We start from the raw sequence: 25,710 nt of genomic DNA on the forward strand, positions 1-25,710 counted from the left end.
TTAACCCGCCGGCTCGGACATCAGGGTAAACGCGCGTTCCATCAGCGCGCGGAATCCATTGCTGCGCGATTCACTCAATTGCTGCGCCAATCCCAGCTCCTCGAACAGCGCCTCCAGTTCGGCCCGGTTTACCCTGCCGGTAGGCTGTCCATTCAACAGGGCCAGCAATAGCGCGCCGAGCCCTTTTACGATCCGGCTGTCACTATCCAGCGCAAACAGGTGCCTGCCACCCTCACAGCGATACACCAGCCAGGCACTGGATTCACATCCGCGCACCAGGTTTTGTTCGCGGCGAATCACATCCTTGCGAGAAATGGTTTTCGCCCACCCCATCAGGGTCCGATAACGGTCCTGCCAGGTCTTGCGACTGCGCAGTGCGTCTATATCCAACGCCGAGAGATCATCCGCAACCCACTCGCAAGCAGCATCAACCGGACTTTCCGACAGCGGCTCGCCGGCATCTTCTGCATCCAGCTGGGCAAAGAACTCCTCGACCCCGGCCATAAACCGCTCCGCGTCCTGCCGGCTGTTGTACGCGGCAAAGGACGCGCGCACCGTGGCGGTGTGGCCAGCGGCACGCAGCAGTGGCTGGGCACAGTGATGCCCTACCCGCACCGCAATATCCCTCCCGTCCAGCCACTGGGCCAGGTCGATGGCGGCGCAACGGGGATGGGTGAAAGTGACGATACCGAGATTGCTTTGACTGTGGCTCAACAACACCAGCTCGGGAATCTGTGCCAAGCGGTCGTGCAGGTACTGCTGCAGGCCCTGCTCGTGCCGGGCCATAGCCGGCCGGTCGCAGCGCCCCAGAAATTTGAGACAGGCACCCAGTCCGGCGATGGCAGCCAGGGAGGAGGTTCCCGCCTCAAAGCGGTGGGGCAAGTCCGCAAACTCACTGGCCAGCAGATCGACGCTGGTGATCATCTCCCCACCTCCCTGCCAGGGCGGCAGCTGTGCCAGCAACGCCTCGCGCCCGAACACCAGCCCGATACCGGTGGGACCGTAAAACTTGTGCGCAGAACAGACAAAGAAATCACAACCAATGGCTGCCACATCGACCACATCGTGCGCCGCCAGCTGCGCACCATCCAGTACCCACATCAGATCGCGCCCGGATAGCGCCTCGCGCAACGCCTGTAGATCAGTGCGAAACCCGAGCGCATTGGAACCGGCGGTAACCGATACAATGCGGGTACGCGAGGTAAGCACCTCCCCGATACGCGCAAAGTTGGGCACGCCGGCCTCGTCGGGCACGAAGCGCAGCTGCAGATTGTAACGCTCGGCCATCATCTGCCAGGGAACCAGATTCGCATGATGTTCTGCGGTGGACAGCAGGACTTCATCTCCCGCGCGCAGTGTGGCGCACAGGCTGTTGGCCAGCAGATTCAGTCCCTCGGTCGCCCCGCGGGTGAAGATGATTTCCCGAGCGGATTGCGCACCGAGGAACCCCGCCGCATCGCGCCGCACCTGCTCCACCATTTCCGTCGCGCGCCGCGCCAGTCGATGACTGGAGCGATGAGTGTTCGCGTTCGCATGCAGGTAAAACTCGCTGATGCCCTCAATGACACAAGCCGGTTTTTGTGTGGTGGCCGCATTGTCCAGATATACCAGATCGCGGTTTTCACTTTGCTGGAACAGCGGAAACCGCTGCTTAAAGTCTTCGACAGAAAAAGTCATAGATCGAATAGCGCCTGCGTGTTTTTTCCAGTTTGGGCAACAATGGTTTCCACCGGCACTTTGCGCAGCGCTGCCAGTGTTTCAGCCACAGCCGGCAAATATTCCGGACTATTGCGCTCGCCCTGGCGCCCGGCATGCGGCATGTCCGGAGCATCGGATTCCAACAGGAGATGCTCGAGTGGAACGTCCGTCAGGGTCCTGCGGGTCTTGGCGGCGCGCTCATAGGTGATGGTGCCCCCCACCCCCAGATAAAAACCGAGCTTGATATATTCCTCGGCTATTTCCCGGCTGCCGGTGAATGCGTGAATTACACCGGCCTTTTTTACTGCGGCTTTTTTCAACGCGCGGATTATCTCATTATGGGTGCGCACACTGTGCACGATTACCGGTAGTGAAAGTGTGTTGGCAGCCTCCAGCTGCGCCTCGAACACCGGCAGCTGTTGTTCCAGAGGAAGATCAATATTGCCGTCCAGCCCGCACTCCCCCACTGCCACGCAGCCCCCCGTACCCTGTCGGCGTTCGCGCTCTACGCGCTCGACCACCGCGCGATACAGCTGCTGCGGGGAAAGGGTAAGCTGGGATACCCACCAGGGATGTACCCCCGCTGCACCGTACCAGCCCGCCTGTGCATTCACCATTGCAAACAGCTGTCGCCACTGGGGAATACTCACTCCCGGAATCACCAGCGCTTCGACACCGCGCTGCCGACAGCTGGACCAGACCTGTTCGCGGTCTGCGGCAAACGCATCAAAATCAAAATGACAGTGGCTGTCGATCAGGGGCATAGGCGGCTCGGAAACAGTTTTCTGCGCGAGTAATGAGGAAGGGACAACACCCGGCAATCCAGGACGTGAATTGTAGGTCGCGGGCCATAGAATTGCGACGCCGGGCTCGACTGGCTATTTTCGCGCAGGTTACCGGACTAATGTGAAACGGGAAGGGAGGGGAGCGCGAGGAGGCAAGGGAAAGAGGCAGAAGATTGCAGAAAAGCCACCGCAGGCCAGCATCATACTCATGCTGACCCCGGAGCTTGGCGAGCCAGGTCTACTCGCGCACCAGGTTGCGTCCCTCTTCCAGCTCTACCCGGAAGTTTTTTACCATCTGACGCAGGAACAGACGCGGTGCCAGTTTGTACAGATAGGCACCGAGCAGGGATTTGTCGCGCGGAAACAAACGCTCCTTGCCCGCCATCTGCGCGGCCACAATCCGGTCGGCCATCCAGTCCGCACTGCGCACCTGACCAATGGTGCTCTGCGCGTGGCGGGCTCGCCCGCCATCGCCGGACAGGGCATTGGTATCGATATCCGTGGCCACGAAGCTCGGATAGACCATCAACACGCGGACGCCCTCTTCCCGAACCTCTTCGCGGAACGTTTCAAAATACTGGTGCAAGGCACTCTTCGCTGCACAGTAACCCGCGCGCCCCAGCACCGGCATCCAGCCAGCCATGGAACTGATATTCACTACACAGCCACCCGCAGCACGCAGCGGAGCGAGTAATCCCTGAGCCAATTCCACCGGCGCGTGGTAATCCACCGCCATCACCCGGCGAATGACCGTATTGGTGGTCTGGGTAGAGAGACTGCGATGGGTAATACCCGCATTGTTGATCAGCAAATCCACATGCGGATAGAGCGCCCGCAGCCGCTCGCACAATTCCGCTACGGCGCTTTCACTGGACAGGTCGGCAACAAAAACGTCCGCGTCGATCCCCTGCTGCTCAAGCTCGCGACCGCGCGCCGCCAGCGCTTCGCCGTTGACATCAACCAGGGCAAATCGCAGCGGTGTTTCGCCAGCATGAGCCTTCACCAGGGACTGAACCAGCGCCCAACCAAGACCACCTGCAGCACCAGTGACGACGACAACTTTCGACCTGTTGAAGCGCTTTACATCTGCCGCACTCATGCCGGAACTCCCTGCTCGTCAGCAGAACCAGCACAAGTCACATTGGCTTCACCGGGGTCGACGCTGATTCCCAGCGCCTCGCTAGCAAAATAGGCAAAGGCCTCGGCGGAGGTTTTTCTGGGCTGGTAGCCCAGCTCGCTCTTCAGGCGGGTGTTCAACAACACCGGCCGATACTGCAGAAACATGACTTGCGCAGGCTGCACATTGCCCAGGCGCAGGTTGTAGCTAACCCACAAAAGTGCTTTCAGCAACCACACCGGCGGACGCCGCAGTGGCTTGTCGAGTAACCGCGCGATCTCCGCCGGGGTCAGGGCGCCATCACCAGCGAGATTGAAAATGCCGCTGGCACTGTGGACCACGCCGTACTCAATCGCGCCGATCACATCCTCATCCCAGATGAAGACAAACGCTGAATTGTGGCCGCCGGGATCGAGAATGCCGCTGCCGGCAAACAGGTCGCTGATCTTGCTGTTGGTGGTGGCACCGATAATGGAACAGGGCCTAAAAATCAGCTGTTTGAGCTGAGGGTGGCGCTGCCGGTATTCCGCCAGCATCTCCTCTACCAGGCGCTTGTGATCGGAGTAGGCGAATTCCGGATTGCCACGCAACGCGTGGGTTTCTTCCAGCCAGGCGGGATTATCGGCATGGTATCCGTATGCAGCACCGCTGCTGGTCAGGGTAAGGTGCTCCACACCAGCGGTAATACAGGCTTCAAGTACGTTGCGTGTGCCCTCCACATCGATGCGGTATTCCCGCGCGCGATCGCGCCCCGGTGACACCACCGATGCCAGGTGCACCACATGAGTAATGCGTTCCACACGCATCAATTCCGCGAGTGCAGCATCGCAAATATCCATCACAAACAGCGGGAAAGACGTTTCCCGGTGTTGGATATCCACCCCCACCACAGACATGGTTTTACCCAGGAGATCCCCAAGCTGGCCGCCCACATAGCCGGCGGCGCCGGTAATCAATACCCTTTTTTCACTCATTTCTATACAGCTCTTATTGTTGTGGGTGGTGCACAAACCCTACGGGCAATCGCCCGCAGTTTTCGGGGTCGCGGCGAGCAGGCGGCGCTGGCTGAAGTTCCAGTAGCCCGCGAGGCTCAAGCCCGATACCAGGTGCCAGACACCCCAGAAACCGGCGATGACCAGCATCTCTCCCGCCTCTGGATAAAACGTAAACAGGATCGCCAGCGCCAGCCCGGAATTCTGTATACCCACTTCCATGGTGACCGCTCGGCGGTCTCCCTGCGGCAATCGTGCGGCGCGGCTCGCGAGGTCGCCCACCAGAAAGGCTATGGCGTTGTGCGCAATCACCAGTACCAGCACAGCCCCGGCGATCTGCACCGCGGTCTGCCAGTGCTTGCTGAAGGAAATCACCACAAACAACAGGAACACCATCAGCGATGCAGTGCGGAAATGCCGCTCGCTGCGCTCGGCAAAACCCGGGAACTTCGCACCGACAATCATTCCCAGGGCCATGGGCAGCGCCAGAACCAGCACCACCATCAGCACCATGTTTTCTGCCGGCAGTGCAATGGCTTGCAGTGCGTCGCGGGTATTGGGGTTGAGACTGCCGTACAGGGCAAAATTGAACGGGGTCATGACCACTGCAGCAAGACTGGAAATGGCAGTCATACTGACTGAGGTGGCCACATTCGCACGGCCAATCCAGGTCATGACGTTGGAGAAGCTACCGCCCGGGCAACAGGAGACGAGGATCATCCCCAGCGCCAGCCCGGGACTGATGTCCAGCGCCCAGGTACCCAGGCAGGTGACCGCCGGCAGCAACAGGAACTGCGCCAACAGCCCCGTTACCGGCGCCACCGGACGGCGTAGTACACGGCTGAAGTCCGCGGTGCGCAGCCCCATGGAAACCCCGAACATCATGAACGCGAGCACCGCGTTCAGTGCGATCAGGGCCGCGGGAGACATCTGGAAGCTGTCAATGGACGTTGTGACTACAGTATTCAAATCATTCATGGCTTAGCGACCTCAGCGGGTCACCGCGGCCGAATTGGATGAAAAACGTGCAGTATCCGCAACCGTGGCATCCTGGAGCAAGTCCCGTGTGTGACCAGCCAGTGCTTTGAGGTAGGTGTCCTTGTGCACGTAGTAGGCCATGCGCTCCAGCTGCAGGTAATTCATGCCCCCATCCGCGCGCTCGCCAGCGGCCGCACGCTTGGTCTGCTTCAGCTTGCGCGCGGACTCCGCGCCGGCCGCCAGCTGCTTGATGTACAGCGCGACCATTTCTGCCTGCCGGTTGCGACCTTCCCAGCCGAGACCGGCAGCTTCTACCATGCCCATCAGGAACAGGTTGTCGTATTCCGGGTGGAACACGTTCAGGTACAGACGCGGCGCGAACCCTTCCCAGTTCAGGTGCGCGCGATCGATAAACGGATAGTGCAGCTTGTAGCCGGTGGCCATCATCACCATGTCGTACTCGCCGCTGCTGCCATCGGCAAAAGTCACCTTGTGGCCATTGACCTCGGAGATGTCCTTGCGCGGCTTGATATCGCCGTGGCCAATATGGTGCAGTATCAGCGAGTTGATCACCGGGTGGGATTCGAACATCTTGTAATCCGGCTTCGGCAGGCCGTACTGCTCCGGCGTGCCGAGCATGAATTTGGAGATGGCCGCACTGATACGCTGCTGCACAAATCGCGGCAGTTTGATCTTGCCGCCCACCGCATCGGTAGCCTTGCCGCCAATAAACTTGGGCAGGAAGTAATAGCCGCGGCGCAGGCTGATATCCACGCTGCTCGCCCGGTGGGCCGCATCCACCGCTATATCTGCCCCGCTGTTACCGCAACCCACCAGCAATACGCGCTTGCCGTCAAAAATGGCCGGATCCCGGTAATCGGAAGAGTGCAGCAGTTCCCCGGCAAACTCACCGGGCAGCTGGGGCATATTGGGGTGGTGCAGTGTGCCGTTGGCAATCAGCAGGCCGCCGAATTCCCGGGTCTGCTCCTCGCCACGACAGCGGGTGGTAATACGCCAGTCGCTCCCGACCCGCTCACAGCTCACCACTTCGGTCTCAAACTCGTAGTGACGGTAGAGATCGAAGGTCCGCGCATAGTCGCGGAAGTAATCGCGCATCTCGCGGTGATGGGGGAAAAGCGCAACGTCTTCGCCCATCGGGAATTCCGCGAATTCGGTCATTTTCTTGGAGGAAATCAGGTGCGCAGACTCGTACATGGTGCTGGTCTCGCTGTCGATATCCCACAGCCCACCGACGTCGCTGTGAATCTCGAAGCCCACGCAGGGAATCCCGTGCTTGGCCAGGTTACGTACACTACAAAGCCCCATGGGGCCCGCACCGATGACGGCAAAGGGTTTCATTATTCTTCTCCGGGTTTTCCGCGCAGTTGCCTTCCCACGCAACCCGCTGTCGGGCCTGTGTCAGGCGGGCAAACTGACTTGTCATATCGCCTTGGCCGTCAATATAACGTGACATCCCGATGCACCGTCGTCATAATCGGGCAGTATCTGGTTAATTTCGGACAGACGTTTTGCACAGAACTGACAACAGAAGCGTAACTTTAAGCTATACACGCGCGATTATAAGCGCCCTGGCGCAACTCCAGCTGAAGCTGCCTTCCCGTGTGGAAGCCATCCTGACCTCCATTAACGATGGAGACAGGGTCCCAATGCAGGTCCAGGAAGAGATCTGGCTGGCGGTACAGGCCGCCCATCCCGACCCGCTGCTGGGAATTCGCCTGGGCCAGGCCATGCTGGGCAGCCAGATGGGACTGGTCGGCTACCTGCTGATGACTCAGAAAAACCTGGGTGCAGCCCTGGATCAGCTGCTGATCTACCACCCACTGCTGGGCGAGGGTGGCCTGTTTGAAATGCGCCGCAGCAGTTTCTACGTGGAGCTCTGCTACCGCCCCAACTATCTGCGCTGCGCCCGCCTGCGGGTAGAAACCGTGCTATCCATCTGCCTGGCTCAGGCCCGGGCGATGACAGGCCGTGAATTCCAGCCGCAAAGCATCCAGTTTGCCTACCCTACCCCCTCTCTGGCAATCCAGCAGCAATACCAGCAATTGCTGCAGGCACCGGTACAGTTCAATGCAGAGGCCTCCGGCATTCGCCTGCGCCCCCAGGACCTGGAAATCCCCCTGGTGGCCGCCGACCGCCATGTAATGGCGCGTCTCAAGCCAGAGGCCGATACCCTGCTCAAGGCACTGACCAGCAAAAGCCTGCAGCTACGTGTAGCCCATCTGCTGCAACAGGAGCCCCAGCTCAGCCGGGAACAGGTTGCTGCGCGGTTGTGCATCAGTCCACGCCACCTGGGGCGCAAGTTGCTGGAAGAAAACGCCAGCTTCCGTGCGATCCAGGACGAGGTGCGCAGCCACTATGCCTGTCAGTGGCTGCGCGAGGGCGAAAAGACCAACGTGGATATTGCCGCGGCCCTCGGATATTGCGACGAGAGCGCATTCGGCAAAGCCTTCAGACGCTGGACCGGACTGTCCCCCAAGGCTTTCAAGCTGGACAGCCTGGAAAATCTGGCCGACGCGGAGAATCCCGACAACACCGAGTAAACGATGCCGGGCACCTCTGTGTGCCCGGCCGGGGCCTCACAGGTGCGCGCGGAAAAATGCCTGTAACGGCGCACGCAATGGCGCGAGGGATTTGTAGCGCGACTCCTCCGGCGACATCGCCTCCACCGCAGCCTGCAGTGCCGACAATCCCCCGGGCACTGCCAGCAGATCCGACAGTGGGTTGGTCATCACGCGGATACTAAACACCACCGCGCCGGTCTCCGGCAGGCGTCGCAGCGACTGCCGCTCGATGCGCAGGTAAAGCGCATCCTCATCGAGCGCAAGATCCCTTGAGCCTGTGTCATCGGCTCCGCGCTGCAGAAGCGCGGCAGAGTCCACCACCGACCAGTTACTGCGCCACACCGGGTACTCCGGCAGCAGATGATCGAAAAAGCGGGCCACCTGCGTGCCGAGATCGCGGTGAAAACCCGGCACGGGCTTGTGAATTGCATCCAGGGGGCGGCCGATTTTTTCTTCCAGACGCCAGTAACTGGGTGCAGCCAGTGACGCCGCCACCAGCTCATAGCCGCGCGCGCCGGGCAACAAAATACACAGATCATCTGCCACCCAGAGACTCGCACCCCACAACGGCTCGTCGCTCGCGCGCACGACATCGGCGCCGGGCCAACAGAGTGCACCCGCGCCCCCAAAGCAATCGCGCCAGCGCAACTCACCGCCAGCCGCACAATGGTATGTGTCGTGATCCCGCGACAAATGCTTAGCCATCAGGGTCACCAGCTCCCGCTGGGCAGGAAGTGATGCTGGCAACTGCGCGAATACCCGCTCTCCCAGTCGACGGCGGGCAGCAAGCTTGTTGTGCAGGTAGTACGGGAGATTGGCACAGGGCTGGATCCAGTCTTGCGGCGCAAGCCGGTTCAATCCCATGTGTACGATGGCGGGTTCGCGGATAAAAGGCAGCACCGCGCTTGGAGAGCACAGGTCCTGAGCAAAGCGGCGCGCATTCCGCGCCGCTTGCCGGACACCTCCGGAAGAAATCCCGGGAAGGCTAGACACCGGAATTGCACCGGTGCAGATTAGGCGACAAAGCGGTCACAAGCCGCGCATCAACGGGATGCAGTTGCCTGTTGAGCGGCGCGCGCCTGGGACAGTGCCGCCAGGTCTTCCAGCCATACGATATCCGTCGCGGCAATCTGCTGACCAGTGTATTCACCGAGCGCCGCACGTACCTGCTCCAGGTTTTCAACTTCTCGGTCGCCGGTAACGGCTTCGAGCGGCAGCTCAATCCAGGCCTGGCCATTCTGGTCGATGACCGGCTTACCCTCTTCCATCAGATCCGCGTCCTGGGCGTCCTGATCTACTGCGGTGAGATGGCGGTCAATGGCGGAAGAACCACCGGCCGGCAGGTAGATAGTGCCGTTGGTGAAGTCCACCGCGAAAGCCACGATACCCGGCAGAATACCGAACAACAGGCCTGCGCCATCCAGGATGACCACAACCGGGTCAACTCGGCCGCCCGCTTGCCCCTTGCGCTCAGGGTACAGGAAGTAGCCACATGCCGTGAGATTCAGCATCAGGGTCATAAGGCAGGAAACGGCGATGCCGCGCTTGATGGATTTGTTCATGGATTTTGATTCCTTTATTGGAACAGTTCGCCAGATAGTACAGGCTCGCAAGAATACCGATTTGCCCGCCGCACGGAAAGTGGCGCCAATTGGATCTTTGTGCGCCAGGTCGCAGGCACAACAATACATCGTCGGTATTCTGATCACCGTTGGTGCCATGTATCGACAAATTCCGGCAATGCCACCCCGGGGAGATACCAACAACCATACCCCTAACAATCCACCCACTGGAACCGCGCCTTTCACTGGATTCCGTGGGGCAGCGATGGAGAAACCACCATGCCAGCTTACGTCCGATACGGCAGCCTGTTCATCATGCTCGCCAACCTGCTTGTAATCAGCGGCTGTGCCGCGCCGGGGCAGACCCGCGAAGATCAGCGCCAACATATCCAACAAACCGAGCGCGAAGTCCTGAACGCACTGTACGACCTGAAACCCGACCTGCGCACCGACGTGGCTCGCGCCCCGGGATACGCCGTGTTCAGTAACGTCAATGTCAACCTGCTACTGGCCAGCGCTTCCACCGGCTACGGTGTGGCGGTAAGCAAGTCGGGCGAACGCACCTATATGAAAATGGGCGAAGTGGGCCTGGGGCTGGGCCTCGGTATCAAAGATTTTCGCGCCCTGTTCGTATTTGATTCCCCCGAAGTCATGAACCGCTTCGTGGAGCGCGGCTGGTCATTCGGCGGCCACGCCGACGCCGCCGCCAAGGCCCAGGACAAAGGCGTCGCGGTAGGCGGAGAAGTGGTTGTCGATGGCATGCGGGTTTACCAGCTCACCGAGAGCGGCATTGCCCTGCAGGCTACGCTGAAGGGGACCAAGTACTGGAAAGACAGCGAACTGAATTTCGATTGACGCTTGTATCAACTTACGGGCAAAAATGCTTAATGTTTCGCCAGAAAGGCATAACTGAATCAACTGTCTAAAAGTTAACCGTTTGCACGCCAAGTTTTCACTTGCACAGGGCAGCCCGCAACTGGGCTGCCTAAACTTTAAACAGCACCTACTGAGGTATGTCAGGGAGCAGTACAACGTTTCTGATGGTGCGGTAGTGGTTCGCACCGCGCATTGACCGGGGCAGTGAGAAGTCGTCATTGGTCTGACGCCAGAAATTTCAAGGAGCAGTAGTCTCAGCAGGTGCCGCCATGGATTGGCAGGGGCGCGGTGTTCGCAAGGGCACCGCGCCTTTTTATTTGAGGCGCGGGGGTTATTTGGGATGCGGGGGCGTTTAAATTTTCTATTCCCACCGCCATTTTTCATGCCCTTTATTTGTGTTGGGTGATCCGTTTCTGCGCAGCCAGAAAACATACCACCCCACTCCCTTTTCAATATATTGTTCTCAAAAATAAACAGCTGACAGAGATTTCGTTCAAGCTGCCTTGGGCTATCCTGAATTTTCGGTTCGAATCTGTATCCTGCTAGCTCAAGACGAAAAATGCCGGATCCGCCAATGGCTGCCGGCGCATTCACCCCGTTCGCCCACGAATACTGCGGAGTCCTCGCATGCATATCAGCAGCGCCTTTGACAGCGGCAATATCCAGGTCCTCGACAACAACAGCACCCCTGTCGAACTCGCCATCAAGATCGATAACCAGTCGGACTTTTACCAGTGGTTCCACTTCCGCCTCGAAGGTGAAGTCGGCAAAGAGTACCCGCTGCGTATATCCAATGCCGGCAAGGCCGCCTACCCCGAAGGTTGGGAAAATTATCGTGTATGCGCTTCCTACGATCGTCACAACTGGTTCCGGATCGATGCGCAATACGATGGCAAGGTGCTGGACTTCACCGTTGACCTGGAGCAGCCAAGTATTTACCTGGCGTACTTTGCGCCCTACTCCTGGGAACGCCACCTCGACTTGCTGGCGTGGGCGCAGTCCGACGAGCGCGTACAGGCAGAGACCCTCGGCCTCACCCTGGACGGCCGGGAAATGACCCTGCTCACGGTTGGCAATCCGGATACCGCAAAAAAGAAGGTATGGATGATCGCTCGCCAACACCCCGGCGAGACCATGGCGGAATGGTTTGTGGAGGGCTTCCTGGAAACCCTGCTGGATGAATCCAACTCTGCAGCACTCAGCCTGCTGGAAGACACGGTGTTTTACGTGGTGCCGAATATGAACCCCGACGGCAGCGTACGCGGACACCTGCGCACAAATGCGGCGGGCGCCAACCTCAACCGCGAGTGGCAGTCACCGAGCATGGAGCGCAGCCCCGAGGTCTACCTGGTGCGCGAACGCATGCTCGCGACCGGCGGCGACATGTTCCTCGATATTCACGGCGATGAGGCCCTGCCCTTCAACTTCGTCGCAGCCTGCGAGGGCATCCCCGGCTACGACGACAACCACGCCGAGCTAGAGAATACGTTCAAGCAGGCCTTTGAAAAAATCAGCCCGGACTTCCAGACCGAGCGCGGCTATCCACTGGACAAGCCCGGTGAAGCCAACATGACCGTTGGCACCAACTGGTGTGGCCACCAGTTCCGCACCCTGGCGCTCACCCTGGAAATGCCATTCAAGGACAATGACAACCTGCCGGACCCTATCGAAGGCTGGTCGCCCGCACGCTGCCGCAGTCTGGCAAGGGATATGCTGTTCCCGATCCGCGAGACCCTCGCGTTTATGGATAAAAAATAATTGAAAGACCAGCGGCACACCGTGCCGCACTGTCCCCTACTTCCAATAACCAGAAAAGGACCCCTCATGCAAAAGCCCTCTGACTGGCGGCGTCTGGCGCTGCCCCTGGCCCTTGCGGGACTTACCGCAATCGCCGGCTGCAGCAAAGAAGCTGCCGATAACAGTGCCGAGCAGTCTGCCGCAACAGCCGGCAGCGAACAGGCAGCCACACCACCAAAAGACATGCCCACAGCCGAGGTGGTCAGCGAGCCGACCCTGAGCGACGAAGAGAAAGTCGAAGTCGCGGAAATCGCCAAAGACCTGCACAAGCACATCGCGGTGCTCGCCTCGGATAAATTTGAAGGCCGCGCTCCCGCTACCCAGGGTGAAGAACTGACCGTGAATTACCTCGCGGACGAGTTCAAGAAACTGGGCCTGAAGCCCGGTGCCACCGATGCCGATGGCAACCCCAGCTGGTTCCAGGAAGTGCCAGTGGTGGAAATGCAAATTGAGAGCACACCACTCGAAATCAAGGGCAAGGACTTCGAACAGTCCCTGCAGCCCCTCACCGACATGGTGGCATTTACCCAGCGCCAGACCGCAGAAAGCCAGCTGAAAGACAGCCCACTGGTATACGTCGGTTACGGCATCGTCGCTCCGGAAAATGACTGGAACGATTACGCTGGCCTGGATATGAAAGGAAAAACCGCGGTTATCCTGGTAAACGATCCCGGCTATGCCACCCAGGACAAGAACCTGTTCAACGGCAACGCCATGACCTACTACGGCCGCTGGAGCTACAAGTTCGAAGAGGCCGCGCGCCAGGGCGCTGACGGGGCCATCATCATCCACGAAACCGGCGCTGCCGGGTACCCGTGGGAAGTGGTCAGCGGCAGCTGGTCCGGCGCGCAAATCAGCCTGGAGGCGGAAGACAAAAATGCCGATCGCGTAGCGGTAGAGTCCTGGATCACCGGCGACGCGGCCAAAAAACTGTTTAGTGCTGCAGGACTGGATCTGGCGCAGGAAATGGACGCGGCGAAACAACGCGGTTTTAAACCCAAGCCCCTGAACCTGACGGCCTCCGTCGACCTCAAGAGCAAGGTACGCACTTCCAACTCGCGCAACGTGGTGGCCAAAATCGAGGGCAGCAAGTTCCCGGATGAAGCCATCATTTACACCGCGCACTGGGATCATCTGGGGGTAAACACCCATGCGGATGACGGCGACCAGATCTTTAACGGCGCGGTCGACAACGCAACCGGCACCGCCGGCCTGCTGGCGATGGCACACCAGGTATCCAAGATGCCGCAGGCGCCCGAGCGCTCACTGGTGTTCGTCGCGGTAACTGCCGAAGAGTCCGGCCTGCTCGGCTCCAAATACTACGCCGCCAACCCGGTGGTCCCCCTGGAAAAAACCGTTGCCGGCATTAACTTTGATGCCATGGGCGTACTCGGCCCCATGCGCGACGTGATCGTTGTGGGATACGGCAACAGTGAGCTGGAGCAGATTCTGGAGAAAGCTGCGGCAACCCAGGGACGCTACCTGGCGCCGGAAGATCATCCCGAGCGCGGCTACTTCTACCGCTCCGATCACTTCAGCCTGGCGAAAAAGGGCGTACCCATGCTCTATTTCGATTCCGGTACCGACAGCTTCGAGCACGGCCGCGAATGGGCGCAGAAGAAAGGCGAAGAGTACACCGCAGAGCACTACCACAAGCCGGGTGATGAATATGATCCCCAGTGGAACATGGAAGGCGCTGCACTGGATCTGGCCCTCGGCCTCGACATCGGCCTGGCGCTAGCCAACAGCCGCGACTGGCCGAACTGGTACAAGGGCAACGAGTTTAAAGCCGCCCGCGACAAAACTGCGGACAGCAGAAAATAAGTGGCCCTGCTCGCTCGAGCAGATCAAACTAAAAAGGGGCGCCCTCGGGCGCCCCTTTTTCGTTTTGACCATCGACTCAATCGGCAAGGGACTTACCTTGTCCGTCATCGCGCGCAGCGCCACGGGGCTCGCAGGCCAGCGTCTCCTTCTTGGCAATCAGCCAATAAGTAACGCCCAGCGCGAGCGTCGTCATCGCGATGCCGGCCACGAACTCCGGCCCGGTATCATCCAAATCGAGCACGATTACTTTCCGCGCAATCGCCATCAGCGCCGTGGCAACCACAAGCTGAATCGGAATGACGTTGGAGCCCAGGTAGAGCCGGATATTGATAAAGATTTCGATGGAGATCAGCACCAACATTATTGCCCCAAACACGTCAAACAAATCACCGTGGTCAAGTAGCAGCTTGGGCTCTGTGGACATGCGCTGATACAGCACCCAAACCACATCCGCCACGCTCCACATGATCACCAGTGCCATGAGTACCGCCAGAAACCGGATGGAAGCGCGAATGACGATATGCAACACCCGGATCAGGGGATCTTCGTGCTCGGCGGGCAGCTCTTCGTGAAGAATGATATGCCGCCTGTTTTTCTTTTCCATCGCGCGTCTCTTGGGGCTGAGTCAGTGCAACACTAGTTATAGCGCACCGTGTATTTCCTGCACTTCCCCGTTTTCCAGGCACAAAAAAACCGCTGCAAGCAGCGGTTTTTTTGTGTTGCCCTTTTTGCATCAGGCAAAGGCGGCTACCGGATCAGGCGACCGTCGCTTCCTCGAGCTTTTTCAACTCTTCATCACGCAGCTCGCGACGCAGAATTTTGCCCACATTGGTCTTGGGCAGGTCTTCGCGAAACTCGATATTGCGCGGCACCTTGTACGCGGTCATGTTTTCGCGACAGTAGGCCACAACCTCGTCAGCAGTCAGTGACTCGTCTGTTTTTACTACAAACAGCTTCACCGCCTCCCCGCTGCGCTCATCGGGAATACCCACTGCCGCAGCCTCGGCCACCTTCGGGTGCGCCGCCACGATATCTTCGATCTCGTTTGGATACACGTTGAAGCCGGACACGATGATCATGTCTTTCTTGCGGTCGACAATCTTGATGTAGCCGTCGTCCTGAATCACAGCCATATCGCCGGTCTTCAGCCAACCTTCGGAATCGATGGTATCGGCGGTTGCTTCGGGGCGCTCCCAGTAACCCTTCATCACCTGCGGACCACGGACACACAACTCACCCGGGGTATTATTCGGCAGGTCGTTGCCGTTCTCATCGATCACCTTGACCTCGGTGCCCGGAACAGCCACACCTACGGTACCCAGTTGCACGGCGTCCGCCGGGTTAAAGGAAACCACCGGTGCGGTTTCTGTCATGCCGTAACCTTCGGTTACCACACAGCCGGTCATCTTCTCCCACTTCTCCGCGGTAGCGCGGGTCAGGGCCATACCACCGGAACAGGTAGTATGCAGCTTGCTGAAATCCAGCTCGGCAAACTCCGGGCAGCGCATCAGGCCATTGAACAGGGTGTTGAGACCACAGAACCCGGTAAAGCGCTTGCCTTTCAGGGTTTTCACAAAGCCCGGGATATCCCGCGGATTCGGAATCAGCAGCGAGTGGCTACCCGTGGTAAACAGGCACATACAGTGCAGGGTGAACGCGTAGATGTGATACAGCGGCAGCGGAGCGATGTAAAACTCCTCGCCTTCCCGCATGGAGTCGCCCAGGGCCTCGCGCACCTGTTCCATATTGGCCACCAGGTTGCGGTGGGTCAGCATTGCGCCTTTGGCAACACCTGTAGTGCCGCCGGTATATTGCAGCACAGCGAGATCGTCTGGTGTGCGCTGCACTTCCTCATGGGGCTGAGAGGCGCCAGCAGACATCGCATCACGGAAATTCACGCGATTGCTAAAACTGAACTCCGGCACCATCTTTTTAATGTATTTGGCGACGCTATTGATAAGGACGCGCTTGAGCGGCGGGTGCAGGTCGGCAATTTCGGTAACGATCACCTGCTCCACGGAGGTTTCGGGAATCACCTCGGAAGCGGTATCAGCAATGTTTGCCAGCACCACCAGCGCCTTGGCACCAGAATCATTCAGTTGGTGCTTGAGCTCACGCTTGGTGTACAGGGGATTGGTGTTTACCACGGTCAGGCCGGCGCGCAGCGCACCGAATACCACAACGGGATACTGCAGTACATTAGGCAGCTGCACCGCGATGCGATCGCCTGCTTTCAGACTGGTCTTGTTCTGCAGGTAGGAGGCGAAGTTGGCGCTCAGACGGTCAATATCCCCAACCGTCAGTGTGTGCCCGAGACAGGTAAAGGCCGGTCGATCGGCGTATTTGGCCGTGGCAGACGAAAACACGTCAATAATGCTGCGTTCGATGTCCAACTTATTTCTCCCAAAATGTTGTTCTTGTGGTGCTGTCCGCGCAGTGCGAAACGCCCCTTAACCCGGGATTATCGATCAGGTTGCGGACCGAAGATACCATGACGTGGAAATTAACCAACCGCGAAAATTCGCAGCCGAATGCCCCATTCTGGTACCCATGTCCGTATATAGACGAAATCCTCAAGCAAAGCGCTCTGCGGACAGATGATTATTGTAAGTTTTGATAGTTATTCGGTGAATGTCGCTATGTGAGGCAAATAAGGCGCCTGAATTTTGAGACTCCGTTATTTTTCTCTGTTGTCTGTTTGATAGGCCGCCAGTTTTCCCCTGGATAACCGGATCGGCAATCACTGCTGTGAATATTGGAGCACTGATTGCACAGTACTTCTATTCCGCCCGAGGTAATACCCGGTCAGCCGTGTGCGGAGAACAGATCCGCCAGCGCTGCCGCCAGCTCGCGGTTCCCCGTGTAGCGGATATCTCCCAATAGAAACGCATGGCGGGCACTCAACTGGCCCTCGCTAATATCTTTCAGGGTGTTGAAAGACATCTCCAACTCAAGGTCCGCGTTTTCTGTGAGGCCCGCTATCTGCTTAGCCTCGATAGACCCGTTGGTCGCGCCATTGGGGGATTGTACTTCATCCCGTCGTTGCTGAACCTGCAGGTAAAAATCACTGCCATCGGGCAATCGGAACTGTATCCGAGCGGTTTCGGGCAGACAAGTCAGCTTCTGCAGCCGCTCAATGAGTTGCACGGGTAGATGCATCGAAGCTCCGCGTAAAAAAGATCCCGCGATCACCGCCATTGGCAAAGGCCGGATTCAAAAACACCGCCGCTGTTGCCAGCGGCGGTGTTTTGTCTACATCAAGTTCAGAATACGAAGTGTTCCGCATCCAGGCTCATCAGGTTTTCGGCGCCGCTCTGCATCGCGCTGGCGTGCGTCGCGGTGCGCGGCAGGATGCGGTCGAAGTAGAAGCGCGCGGTCGCCAGTTTGGCACGGTAGAAGTCTTCTTCCGCAGTGCCTGCGGCGATCTGCTCGTTGGCAACCTTGGCTGACAGTGCCCACAGGTACGCCTGTACCGCGTAACCGGAGTACATCAGGTAGTCCACGGAAGCTGCACCCACTTCATCGGGGTTTTCCATGGCCTTGACGCCCACGTTCATGGTCAGTTCGCCCCACTCCTTGTTGATTTCCTGGAGCTTGGCGACGTAAGGCGCGAGCGCTTCGTTGTCGACTTCTGCCTGGCAGAATTTGTGCACGATCTTGGTGAACTTGCGCAGCAGTTCGCCCTGACTCATCAACACCTTACGGCCCAGCAGATCCAGCGCCTGGATGCCGGTGGTACCTTCGTAGATGGTGGAGATACGGGAGTCACGTACGTTCTGCTCCATGCCCCACTCGGCGATGTAACCGTGGCCACCGAAGCACTGCATACCCAGGTTGGCGGACTCGTAGCCGGTCTCGGTCAGGAACGCCTTGGCGATCGGCGTGAGGAACGCCAACAGATCGTCAGCATCCTTGCGCTCTTCGTCGGAACCACTCTGGGAGCGGTCTACCTGCTGAGCACACATCAGGACCAGCATGCGACCGCCTTCGGAGAAGGCCTTCTGGGTCAACAGCATACGGCGCACGTCCGGGTGCACGATGATCGGGTCCGCCGCACCTTCCGGGTTTTTCGGGCCGCTCAGGGAGCGCATCTGCAGACGATCCTTGGCGTACGCCAGGGACTTCTGGAAACCCGCTTCCGCGTGCGCCACGCCCTGCAGGGCAGTACCCAGACGCGCAGTGTTCATGAAGGTGAACATGCAGTTCAGGCCCTTGTTGGGAGGGCCAATCAGGAAGCCCTTGGCGCCGTCGAAGTTCAGCACCGCGGTGGCGTTGCCGTGAATACCCATCTTGTGCTCCAGGGAACCACAGGTCACGCCATTGCGCTCACCCACGGAACCGTCTTCGCTGGGCAGGAACTTCGGAACGATAAACAGGGAAATACCCTTGGTGCCGGCAGGCGCGTCGGGCAGGCGGGCGAGCACGATGTGCACGATGTTTTCCGCCATGTCATGTTCACCGGCAGAGATGAAAATCTTGGTGCCGGTAATGGAGTAAGAACCGTCGTCATTCGGCTCGGCTTTGGAGCGCAGGATACCCAGGTCGGTACCACAGTGCGGCTCGGTCAGGCACATGGTGCCGGTCCAGCTGCCTTCTACCAGTTTGGTCAGGTAGGTGTGCTTCTGCTCGTCGGTACCGTGGGCTTCCAGGGTGTTCATCGCACCGTGGGACAGGCCCGGGTACATGCCCCAGGACCAGTTGGCGGTACCCACCATTTCGCTCAGGATGGTGCCCAGGGACGGCGGCAGGCCCTGCCCGCCGTGATCCACGTGGTGCGCCAGGGACGGCCAGCCGGCCTCTACGAACTGCTGGTAGGCTTCCTTGAAGCCCTCAGGGGTTTTGACTTCACCGTCATTCCAGGTACAGCCCTGCTGGTCGCCAATCTGGTTCAGGGGAGCCAGTACGTTTTCACAGAACTTGGCGCCCTCTTCCAGGATGGCGTCGACCACATCCGGACTCGCGTCTTCATAACCCAGCGTTGCGTAGTGCTGATCCCAGTTGAACAGCTCGCGCATCGCAAAGCGCATGTCACGCAGGGGAATTTTGATCTCGCTCATCCTGTATACCCTCTTTCGATATTGGTCGTCGGTGGACCGGGTCTTGTTATCCCGGGAGTCATTGCCGGGCTGCGGAAGCTCCACGCCTGTCGGTGACTCAACTTTTACTTTTATTCATATTAGTTGCAAATCGGCAATACTCACTATGGCGAAAAGAGTCCAAAGCACTAACAAAATACGGCGCGAAATTGACAAAAAACTGCCTGACGCAGCGGTCAAAAATGCTTTGAGGCAGGAATATTTAGCGGGTAGAAGAAAATCGTGGGTGGAGCCACAGTCAGTGGCTCCGAAGGGAAGAAGCTGCGTCAATCTGGTGCAGGCGCGCTGGCATGGCTGCCCGGAGACGACACCTGAAAGACGCCTACAGTCCGGCGGAGGTGGAGCGAGGACTTTTGCGATATTCGCCAGGCGTCACCCCGGTCCACTTCTTGAACGCACGAAAGAAAGCACTCGCTTCATCGAAACCAAGCATTTCCGCGATCTGGGTGTTGGAGAGATCCGGACAGCTGAGATAGTGAAACGCCGCTTCCATTCGGCACTCGTCTTTCAGTTTCTGGTAAGACGTATTCTCCTGCTGGAGCTTGCGACGCAGGGTAGTAACCGACATATTCAGGCGCTCGGCGACCGCCTCTGCCGCCGGCATGGATTCACTGACATCCCGGTTGAGAATGGTCTTTACCTTGGTCTTGATGCTGTTGGCATTGCCGTCACTGATCACCAGGTGATAAGGCGCGGTGCGGATAAAGTCTTCCACCGTCTGCGGGCTCTGCACAATGGGATAGTCGAGGTAGCGGCTCTCGTACTCGAGTGCGTTACCCGGCTGGTCGAACAGCAACTCTTCCGCTTCACTTTGCGCCAGCGCGAGAAACTCTTCCGGACATGAAAAAGAAAAGTGCAATTTTGCCAGCGGAATTTCCCGGCCGACCAGCCAGCAATAAAAGCGATGCCAAACCGCCAGGGTGGTGCGGATAACCCCGGGCGAAGTCTCCGCAATCAGCTGATCGAACTCCCCAGGCTGCAGGGAGCTGATGCCCTCGATGACAACGCGATCCTTGTCACCCTCCCGGTACAGCACCGGCTTGACCCGAAATCCCCGGCAAATCTCCATAAACTGGGCGCTCAGGGTAATCGCCTGCCGCACCGTTGCACAGTTCACCACGGTCAGGCACAGCAATCGGAAAGAGCCGGAGCGCACCCGCCCACCACTCAACATGCCGAACCACTCATCCTGTGACAGCCACATCACACGCTGGTAAAGGCGACCGTATTTCACCGCGGAAAACGCAGCGGTATCCTCCAGATCCTGCTCGGAAATACCCACCGAACCCAGCAGCTCCGCACGATCACATCCGTGCTGGGAGGCTTCATCCAGCAAGCGCTGCACATAGGTAATCGGGATTCGGATATCTTCGTGGGTGTTTTCCATTCGACAACTGGCGACCTGGTCAGAAGTTAAGGTTAATCCGTTTTTATTACTTGTCGCGGCGATTGCGAATCCAGTTCAACAGCGCCCCGAAGCCGAATGCCACGGAAACAATCACCGCGAGGAACACCAGCATCAACACCAGGTAACTGAGCACATCCGCCACCGGCAGGTCCCAGCTCCAGATCGCCGCTGCAATAAATGCAATACAGGCGAGCACACTGGTGATAAACGAACGGCGACGTTTGTTGGCCATAACAAAAACACTTTGGCTGGGAAATGAATGGTTGGTCGGCGAACTGCGCCAACACTACCCTTAATAATAGTGAGGCAACCAGTACCCACCGATAGCATGTGGCGACGGCACACTTGCGGTGTGGACCGCGGGGTCCGGCGCCACTCTCGGCGCAGAATCGTGCAGCATCGCCCTGCAGCTGTCAACGAACCGGGGAATCATCCGCTTCTCAAGGGAACTGGACAAACCGGAGATCAATGGAGGTGCAGACCATGGGCAAACGACTACTTTATCGCCGTGAAGACAGGAGCGCCCTGCGCAAACTGGCTATCTGGGTCGAATGTATGATGCTGCTGGCAGGCTCAATACTACTGGGGATTCTGCTACTCAGCTGAAGCTCGCGCTGCCCGGACTTTCCCTTCTCAACTCCAGAAATCACCCTAAGGGGAATCATCCGAGGATTCCTCAATCACCATCGATGATGCCCCCCTGACTCAGGCGCGCCGGATCCAGAAGTTTTTCCAGTTCATTTGCGGAGAGATTTGTCATTTCCACTGCAACATCCAGTACCGGCCGACCACTGGCATAGGCTGCCTTGGCGATTTCCGCCGCGCGCGCGTAGCCGATCACCGGATTGAGCGCGGTGACCAGGATCGGATTCCTCGCCAGCGCCTGCTGCATGCGCGCCTCGTTTACCTCAAACCCTGCTATCGCCTTGTCCGCCAGCAAACGGGTGCCGGTGCTGAGAATCCGGATACTTTCCAGCAGGGAAAACGCGATGACCGGCAGCATGACATTGAGCTGAAAATTTCCACTCTGTCCCGCCACTGTAATGGTGGAGTCATTGCCGATTACCTTGGCCGCGACCATGGCCACAGACTCCGCAATTACCGGATTGACCTTACCCGGCATGATACTGCTGCCCGGTTGCAGCGCGGGCAAGGCAATCTCGCCAAACCCGGCGAGGGGACCGCTATTCATCCAGCGCAAGTCATTGGCGATTTTCATCAGCGCCACCGCCAGCGTTTTGAGTTGTCCGGAAACTTCCACTGCCGTGTCCTGACTGGCAATGGCCGCAAACGGGTTCTCTGCCGGACGCAGGTACACACCGCAATCACCACTCAGCTTGCGCGCAAATATCTCGGCAAATTCTGCGTGCGCATTCAATCCCGATCCCACTGCCGTACCGCCCTGGGCCAATTGCTCGAGGCGCGGCAGTGAATTTTCGAGCCGCTCCTTGCACAGGCGCACCTGCGCGGCCCATGCATTCAACTCCTGGGATAGTGAAACCGGTACCGCGTCCATCAAGTGGGTGCGACCAGTTTTGATCACGCCCTCCACCGTTTCTGCTTTTTCCTCGGTCACATCGATCAGATGCACCAGTGCCGGCAGGAGTTTGTTTTGCAGCGCCAGCAAAGCGGAAAGATGGATCGCTGAAGGGATCACATCATTACTGCTCTGACACATATTGACGTGGTCGTTGGCACCTACCGTCAGACCACTGTGCTCCGATGCCATGCGGGCCAGTACCTCATTCACATTCATGTTGGTACTGGTACCGGAACCGGTCTGGAAAATATCGATGGGGAATTGTTGCTGAAAATCGGTTTCCGACAGTCGATCACAGGCGGCGGTGATCGCGTCGGCCACCTCTTTGTCGAGTATACCAAGACAGAAGTTCGCCTCGGCTGCCGCTTTTTTTATCGCCACGACCGCGCGCAGAAACTCTACCGGCAGCGTGTATCCGCTGACCGGGAAATTCTCCACCGCACGCTGGGTCTGGGCGCCGTAACGCGCGCTCTGCGGCACTCGCACTTCGCCGAGACTGTCTTCCTCGATACGATAATTTTCCGGCGCCCCGGATGTGGATTCAGGCATGCACGACCCCCGGTCGGAATTTGACTGGATATCTAGGACTGGTACATCAGGACTAGCGTAGCGTAGAGAATATAGAGTCGCGAGGCCAAAAACACCGGGCTGGCGGGGAACCAGATACAACGAGCCGGCGGTTACAGGTCAGATACTGACGCGCCCTTCCTGGGTCCACTCACAGCGCACCTGCATATCGCCACTACCGGGCTCATGGTAGAGGCCGGCGGCCTCCCAGGTAAACGAATGGGTACCGGAGAGCTCGGTTTCGAGGTGTACGGTGGCCGATACCCAGTACATGCTTTGCAGCAATTCCTCAAACTTCTGGATCCAGTGATTCCACTCGTACTCTACCGCACGGTAGGACGCGCCGAAGTGAATGACATCCGTCTGGTACTGGGACTGTTTGACCTTGATGGTGGGAATCGAAAACATGTCGCGGCACAGAAACGGCCACTCGTCGGCGCTCGGCAAGGCGAGGACAGCCTCGCGATTGACCCGGCGTCGGTCACTGCCGCCGGTCAGACTATTACTGTCTTTGATACAGCCGTAAACAATGGATTCCTGATCGCCCTGAATCACTCTGCGCTAACCCCTACGCTGCCCTCGCAGCGTATTCACGACTGCCTGCAGGCCAATTCATAAAACTTTAGCTGCCAACTGTAACGGCGCAACCCGCAGAATGCCACTGTGGAAATCGGCGAAATCGGCAATCTCGTCGCAATTTCCACATATGAATTGTGCGCTGATACACGGGGAGGATACGCAAGTGCCTATCCTCCAAACAGGTTGTCGATAAACCGATCAGGACGGTTAAATTTCAATACCCTGCTCGCGCAACATAGCCATCAGCCCTTCTTCATCGAGCACCGGCAGATCGAGGTCGCGCGCCTTGTTCAGTTTTGAACCAGCACCCGGCCCCGCCACTACCGTATGGGTGTTGGCTGAGACACTGCCTGCCACCTTGGCGCCGAGCCGCTGCAGGTAATCCTTGGCCTCGCTGCGAGACAGGGTCTCGAGCTTGCCGGTCAGCACCCAGGTCTGCCCTGCCAGTGGCTGCGAGCCCTCTTCCTGCACCTCAGCTTCCCAGTGCACACCGGCTTGCTGCAGCGCGGCAATTTCCTCCAGGTTGTGGGGTTGCTCGAAGAACTCTGCCACATAGTGGGCCACTACCGGGCCCACATCATCGACCTGTTGCAGGGCTTCACTGTCAGCCTGCATCAGGTGTTCGAGATCGCCAAAGTGTCGCGCCAGGTTGCGCGCTGTGGCCTCGCCCACCTCGCGAATCCCCAGTGCGTAGAGAAACTTTGGCAGGGTTGTGCTTTTGCTCTTCTCCAGCGCATCGAGCAGGTTCTGGGCCGACTTTTCGCCCATGCGCTCTAGACCGGTCAGGGGCTCGAGGGACAGGTGGTAAAGGCCAGATACGGATTTTAGCAGCCCCTCGTCCACCAGCTGCTCCACCAGCTTGTCGCCGAGCCCATCAATATCCATGGCCTTGCGCGAGGCAAAATGCTTGATCGCCTGCTTGCGCTGAGCGCTGCAAATAAGTCCGCCACTACAGCGGGCAACGGCTTCGCCGGGGGTTGCCTCGACCGGCGAATCGCACACCGGGCAGTGCGCGGGAAACTCGATATCCCGGGCATCTTGCGGACGGCGACTTTCCACCACGGAAACCACCTGGGGAATCACATCACCCGCACGACGGATTACCACCGTATCGCCGACTTTTACCCCGAGACGGGCAATTTCATCGCGATTGTGCAGTGTGGCATTGGACACGGTTACGCCACCCACAAACACCGGCTCCAGGCGCGCCACCGGCGTCACCGCACCGGTGCGTCCCACCTGGAATTCCACATCCAGCAGGCGGGTCATCTCCTCCTGCGCGGGAAATTTATACGCGGTGGCCCAGCGCGGCGCTCGCGCCACAAATCCCAGGCGGCGCTGTAGCGGGATACTGTTGACCTTGAACACGATGCCGTCGATGTCATACGGCAACTGTGCGCGTTTCTCGCCCAGCTTGCGGTGGTACTCGATACACGCCTGTATATCCTCTGCCACCGCCATTTCACTATTGATGCGGAAGCCCCAGCGATTCAGCTGCTCGAGCACTTCAGAGTGGCGCTCGGGCAAGTCGCCGCCCTCCACGATACCGACGCTGTATACACATAATTCCAGCGGGCGCTGCGCGGTAATCCGGGAGTCCAACTGGCGCAGGCTGCCAGCGGCCGCATTGCGCGGGTTTACAAAACCCTTTTCCCCGGCGGCCCGGGCCTTTTCATTCAGGGCATCAAAACCCGCCTTCGGCATGTAGATTTCACCGCGCACCTCCAGTACCGGTGGCACGTCTCCATCGAGCAGCTTCAACGGAACCGAGTAGATGGTGCGCACATTCTGGGTGATATCTTCGCCCACAGTGCCGTCACCGCGGGTGGCCGCACGCTCGAGAATACCCTGGCGGTACAGCAAGCTCACGGCAATACCATCCAGCTTGGGTTCACAGGCATATTCCACCGGCGCATTGCTGTTCAAGCGATCGCGGATACGGCGATCAAAGTCTTCCATCTCTTCATCGTTGAACGCATTGTCCAGCGACAGCATGGGCATCTCATGGCGGATCTGGGTAAATGCCGCGAGAGGCTCAGCGCCCACGCGCTGGGTGGGTGAATCTGAGGTAATCAGTTGCGGGTATTCGCTCTCAAGCTCCTGCAGTTCGCGCAGACAACGGTCGTACTCCACATCCGGCAATTCCGGTGTATCCAGCACATAGTATTCGTAATTGGCGCGGTTGAGGATGTCGTGCAGCTCGTTGACGCGCTGCTGTTTTTCCTGCGGAATGCTCTTTGTCATTGTGTTTTCGCGAATTGGAAACTGCTTGCCGATGGCAATGGAATTAACAGGGGATTATCGGGCAA

22 protein-coding genes are annotated in these 25,710 nt (G+C 58.6%); 5 read left to right on the forward strand and 17 right to left on the reverse strand.

Annotated elements, in window-relative coordinates; genetic code table 11:
* The 6 genes from ACONT6_RS10085 to ACONT6_RS10110 all read right to left on the reverse strand — a co-directional run bounded on the left by ACONT6_RS10085 (position 1) and on the right by ACONT6_RS10110 (position 6,929).
* Entirely contained in the window at positions 1-1,677 is a 1,677-nt protein-coding gene (locus tag ACONT6_RS10085; protein WP_428818408.1) for an aminotransferase class V-fold PLP-dependent enzyme, read from the reverse strand.
* Positions 1,674-2,462, reverse strand: coding sequence for a TatD family hydrolase (locus tag ACONT6_RS10090; protein WP_428818409.1), 789 nt, complete (start codon positions 2,460-2,462; stop codon positions 1,674-1,676). Before ACONT6_RS10090 ends, ACONT6_RS10085 begins: the two co-directional genes overlap by 4 nt.
* 259 nt (positions 2,463-2,721) lie before the next feature.
* On the reverse strand, positions 2,722-3,582 hold the full coding sequence (locus tag ACONT6_RS10095) for an SDR family NAD(P)-dependent oxidoreductase (RefSeq protein WP_428818410.1): 861 nt from the start codon (positions 3,580-3,582) through the stop codon (positions 2,722-2,724).
* Positions 3,579-4,574 carry an SDR family oxidoreductase gene (locus tag ACONT6_RS10100; protein WP_428818411.1) on the reverse strand — a complete coding sequence of 332 codons (996 nt, stop codon included), beginning with the start codon at positions 4,572-4,574 and terminating at the stop codon, positions 3,579-3,581. Before ACONT6_RS10100 ends, ACONT6_RS10095 begins: the two co-directional genes overlap by 4 nt.
* A gap of 39 nt (positions 4,575-4,613) precedes the next feature.
* Positions 4,614-5,570, reverse strand: a complete 957-nt coding sequence (locus ACONT6_RS10105; protein WP_428818412.1) for a bile acid:sodium symporter family protein — start codon at positions 5,568-5,570, stop codon at positions 4,614-4,616.
* A 12-nt stretch (positions 5,571-5,582) separates the two neighbouring features.
* On the reverse strand, positions 5,583-6,929 hold the full coding sequence (locus tag ACONT6_RS10110) for a flavin-containing monooxygenase (RefSeq protein ID WP_428818413.1): 1,347 nt from the start codon (positions 6,927-6,929) through the stop codon (positions 5,583-5,585).
* A gap of 170 nt (positions 6,930-7,099) precedes the next feature.
* Here ACONT6_RS10110 and ACONT6_RS10115 point away from each other — a divergent pair, with 170 nt between their 5' ends.
* Positions 7,100-8,131, forward strand: a complete 1,032-nt coding sequence (locus ACONT6_RS10115; protein ID WP_428818414.1) for a helix-turn-helix domain-containing protein — start codon at positions 7,100-7,102, stop codon at positions 8,129-8,131.
* A gap of 36 nt (positions 8,132-8,167) precedes the next feature.
* Here ACONT6_RS10115 and ACONT6_RS10120 read toward each other — a convergent pair whose 3' ends face one another.
* Positions 8,168-9,145 carry a heme-dependent oxidative N-demethylase family protein gene (locus ACONT6_RS10120; RefSeq protein ID WP_428818415.1) on the reverse strand — a complete coding sequence of 326 codons (978 nt, stop codon included), beginning with the start codon at positions 9,143-9,145 and terminating at the stop codon, positions 8,168-8,170.
* 50 nt (positions 9,146-9,195) lie between these two features.
* Positions 9,196-9,714 (reverse strand): hypothetical protein, encoded by a 519-nt coding sequence (locus ACONT6_RS10125; protein ID WP_428818416.1) that lies wholly within the window; start codon positions 9,712-9,714, stop codon positions 9,196-9,198.
* A gap of 279 nt (positions 9,715-9,993) precedes the next feature.
* On the opposite strand from ACONT6_RS10125, the gene ACONT6_RS10130 reads away from it, so the two are divergent.
* The 3 genes from ACONT6_RS10130 to ACONT6_RS10140 all read left to right on the forward strand — a co-directional run bounded on the left by ACONT6_RS10130 (position 9,994) and on the right by ACONT6_RS10140 (position 14,211).
* Complete coding sequence (locus ACONT6_RS10130) at positions 9,994-10,569, forward strand: hypothetical protein (protein ID WP_428818417.1); 576 nt, start codon at positions 9,994-9,996, stop codon at positions 10,567-10,569.
* Positions 10,570-11,217: 648 nt separating this feature from the next.
* Positions 11,218-12,348, forward strand: a complete 1,131-nt coding sequence (locus ACONT6_RS10135; protein ID WP_428818418.1) for a M14 family metallopeptidase — start codon at positions 11,218-11,220, stop codon at positions 12,346-12,348.
* 66 nt (positions 12,349-12,414) lie between these two features.
* Entirely contained in the window at positions 12,415-14,211 is a 1,797-nt protein-coding gene (locus ACONT6_RS10140) for a M28 family metallopeptidase (protein ID WP_428818419.1), read from the forward strand.
* A 76-nt stretch (positions 14,212-14,287) separates the two neighbouring features.
* Here ACONT6_RS10140 and ACONT6_RS10145 read toward each other — a convergent pair whose 3' ends face one another.
* From ACONT6_RS10145 to ACONT6_RS10170, 6 genes are all read right to left on the reverse strand, one after another.
* Complete coding sequence (locus ACONT6_RS10145; RefSeq protein ID WP_428818420.1) at positions 14,288-14,815, reverse strand: phosphate-starvation-inducible PsiE family protein; 528 nt, start codon at positions 14,813-14,815, stop codon at positions 14,288-14,290.
* A 151-nt stretch (positions 14,816-14,966) separates the two neighbouring features.
* Positions 14,967-16,604, reverse strand: a complete 1,638-nt coding sequence (locus ACONT6_RS10150; RefSeq protein ID WP_428818421.1) for an AMP-binding protein — start codon at positions 16,602-16,604, stop codon at positions 14,967-14,969.
* 412 nt (positions 16,605-17,016) lie between these two features.
* Positions 17,017-17,370: an SCP2 sterol-binding domain-containing protein gene (locus tag ACONT6_RS10155; RefSeq protein ID WP_428818422.1), complete on the reverse strand. Its 354-nt coding sequence runs from the start codon at positions 17,368-17,370 to the stop codon at positions 17,017-17,019.
* A gap of 104 nt (positions 17,371-17,474) precedes the next feature.
* Positions 17,475-19,268 carry an acyl-CoA dehydrogenase C-terminal domain-containing protein gene (locus ACONT6_RS10160; RefSeq protein ID WP_428818423.1) on the reverse strand — a complete coding sequence of 598 codons (1,794 nt, stop codon included), beginning with the start codon at positions 19,266-19,268 and terminating at the stop codon, positions 17,475-17,477.
* A gap of 361 nt (positions 19,269-19,629) precedes the next feature.
* Positions 19,630-20,694, reverse strand: coding sequence for an AraC family transcriptional regulator (locus ACONT6_RS10165; protein ID WP_181252861.1), 1,065 nt, complete (start codon positions 20,692-20,694; stop codon positions 19,630-19,632).
* 46 nt (positions 20,695-20,740) lie between these two features.
* Entirely contained in the window at positions 20,741-20,947 is a 207-nt protein-coding gene (locus ACONT6_RS10170) for a hypothetical protein (RefSeq protein WP_181252860.1), read from the reverse strand.
* 251 nt (positions 20,948-21,198) lie between these two features.
* Between ACONT6_RS10170 and ACONT6_RS10175 the strand changes: the two genes are divergently transcribed.
* Complete coding sequence (locus ACONT6_RS10175) at positions 21,199-21,321, forward strand: hypothetical protein (protein ID WP_428818424.1); 123 nt, start codon at positions 21,199-21,201, stop codon at positions 21,319-21,321.
* A gap of 70 nt (positions 21,322-21,391) precedes the next feature.
* On the opposite strand, the gene ACONT6_RS10180 is transcribed toward ACONT6_RS10175, so the two are convergent.
* From ACONT6_RS10180 to ligA, 3 genes are all read right to left on the reverse strand, one after another.
* On the reverse strand, positions 21,392-22,804 hold the full coding sequence (locus tag ACONT6_RS10180; RefSeq protein WP_428818425.1) for a class II fumarate hydratase: 1,413 nt from the start codon (positions 22,802-22,804) through the stop codon (positions 21,392-21,394).
* 138 nt (positions 22,805-22,942) lie between these two features.
* On the reverse strand, positions 22,943-23,377 hold the full coding sequence (locus tag ACONT6_RS10185; protein ID WP_428818426.1) for a hypothetical protein: 435 nt from the start codon (positions 23,375-23,377) through the stop codon (positions 22,943-22,945).
* 231 nt (positions 23,378-23,608) lie between these two features.
* Complete coding sequence (gene ligA, locus ACONT6_RS10190; protein ID WP_428818427.1) at positions 23,609-25,645, reverse strand: NAD-dependent DNA ligase LigA; 2,037 nt, start codon at positions 25,643-25,645, stop codon at positions 23,609-23,611.
* Positions 25,646-25,710: the final 65 nt, after the last annotated feature.

This window comes from Microbulbifer sp. MCCC 1A16149, assembly GCF_050368945.1.
In the GTDB taxonomy this organism is placed as follows: Bacteria; Pseudomonadota; Gammaproteobacteria; order Pseudomonadales; family Cellvibrionaceae; genus Microbulbifer.

Excerpts from the sequence above, each read along its gene's own strand:
- ACONT6_RS10085 (WP_428818408.1), bottom strand. The coding sequence starts at position 1,677 with ATGACTTTTTCTGTCGAAGACTTTAAGCAGCGGTTTCCGCTGTTCCAG.
- ACONT6_RS10090 (WP_428818409.1), bottom strand. The coding sequence starts at position 2,462 with ATGCCCCTGATCGACAGCCACTGTCATTTTGATTTTGATGCGTTTGCC.
- ACONT6_RS10095 (WP_428818410.1), bottom strand. The coding sequence starts at position 3,582 with ATGAGTGCGGCAGATGTAAAGCGCTTCAACAGGTCGAAAGTTGTCGTC.
- ACONT6_RS10100 (WP_428818411.1), bottom strand. The coding sequence starts at position 4,574 with ATGAGTGAAAAAAGGGTATTGATTACCGGCGCCGCCGGCTATGTGGGC.
- ACONT6_RS10105 (WP_428818412.1), bottom strand. The coding sequence starts at position 5,570 with ATGAATGATTTGAATACTGTAGTCACAACGTCCATTGACAGCTTCCAG.
- ACONT6_RS10110 (WP_428818413.1), bottom strand. The coding sequence starts at position 6,929 with ATGAAACCCTTTGCCGTCATCGGTGCGGGCCCCATGGGGCTTTGTAGT.
- ACONT6_RS10125 (WP_428818416.1), bottom strand. The coding sequence starts at position 9,714 with ATGAACAAATCCATCAAGCGCGGCATCGCCGTTTCCTGCCTTATGACC.
- ACONT6_RS10130 (WP_428818417.1), top strand. The coding sequence starts at position 9,994 with ATGCCAGCTTACGTCCGATACGGCAGCCTGTTCATCATGCTCGCCAAC.
- ACONT6_RS10135 (WP_428818418.1), top strand. The coding sequence starts at position 11,218 with ATGCATATCAGCAGCGCCTTTGACAGCGGCAATATCCAGGTCCTCGAC.
- ACONT6_RS10140 (WP_428818419.1), top strand. The coding sequence starts at position 12,415 with ATGCAAAAGCCCTCTGACTGGCGGCGTCTGGCGCTGCCCCTGGCCCTT.
- ACONT6_RS10145 (WP_428818420.1), bottom strand. The coding sequence starts at position 14,815 with ATGGAAAAGAAAAACAGGCGGCATATCATTCTTCACGAAGAGCTGCCC.
- ACONT6_RS10155 (WP_428818422.1), bottom strand. The coding sequence starts at position 17,370 with ATGCATCTACCCGTGCAACTCATTGAGCGGCTGCAGAAGCTGACTTGT.
- ACONT6_RS10160 (WP_428818423.1), bottom strand. The coding sequence starts at position 19,268 with ATGAGCGAGATCAAAATTCCCCTGCGTGACATGCGCTTTGCGATGCGC.
- ACONT6_RS10165 (WP_181252861.1), bottom strand. The coding sequence starts at position 20,694 with ATGGAAAACACCCACGAAGATATCCGAATCCCGATTACCTATGTGCAG.
- ACONT6_RS10170 (WP_181252860.1), bottom strand. The coding sequence starts at position 20,947 with ATGGCCAACAAACGTCGCCGTTCGTTTATCACCAGTGTGCTCGCCTGT.
- ACONT6_RS10175 (WP_428818424.1), top strand. The coding sequence starts at position 21,199 with ATGGGCAAACGACTACTTTATCGCCGTGAAGACAGGAGCGCCCTGCGC.
- ACONT6_RS10180 (WP_428818425.1), bottom strand. The coding sequence starts at position 22,804 with ATGCCTGAATCCACATCCGGGGCGCCGGAAAATTATCGTATCGAGGAA.
- ligA (WP_428818427.1), bottom strand. The coding sequence starts at position 25,645 with ATGACAAAGAGCATTCCGCAGGAAAAACAGCAGCGCGTCAACGAGCTG.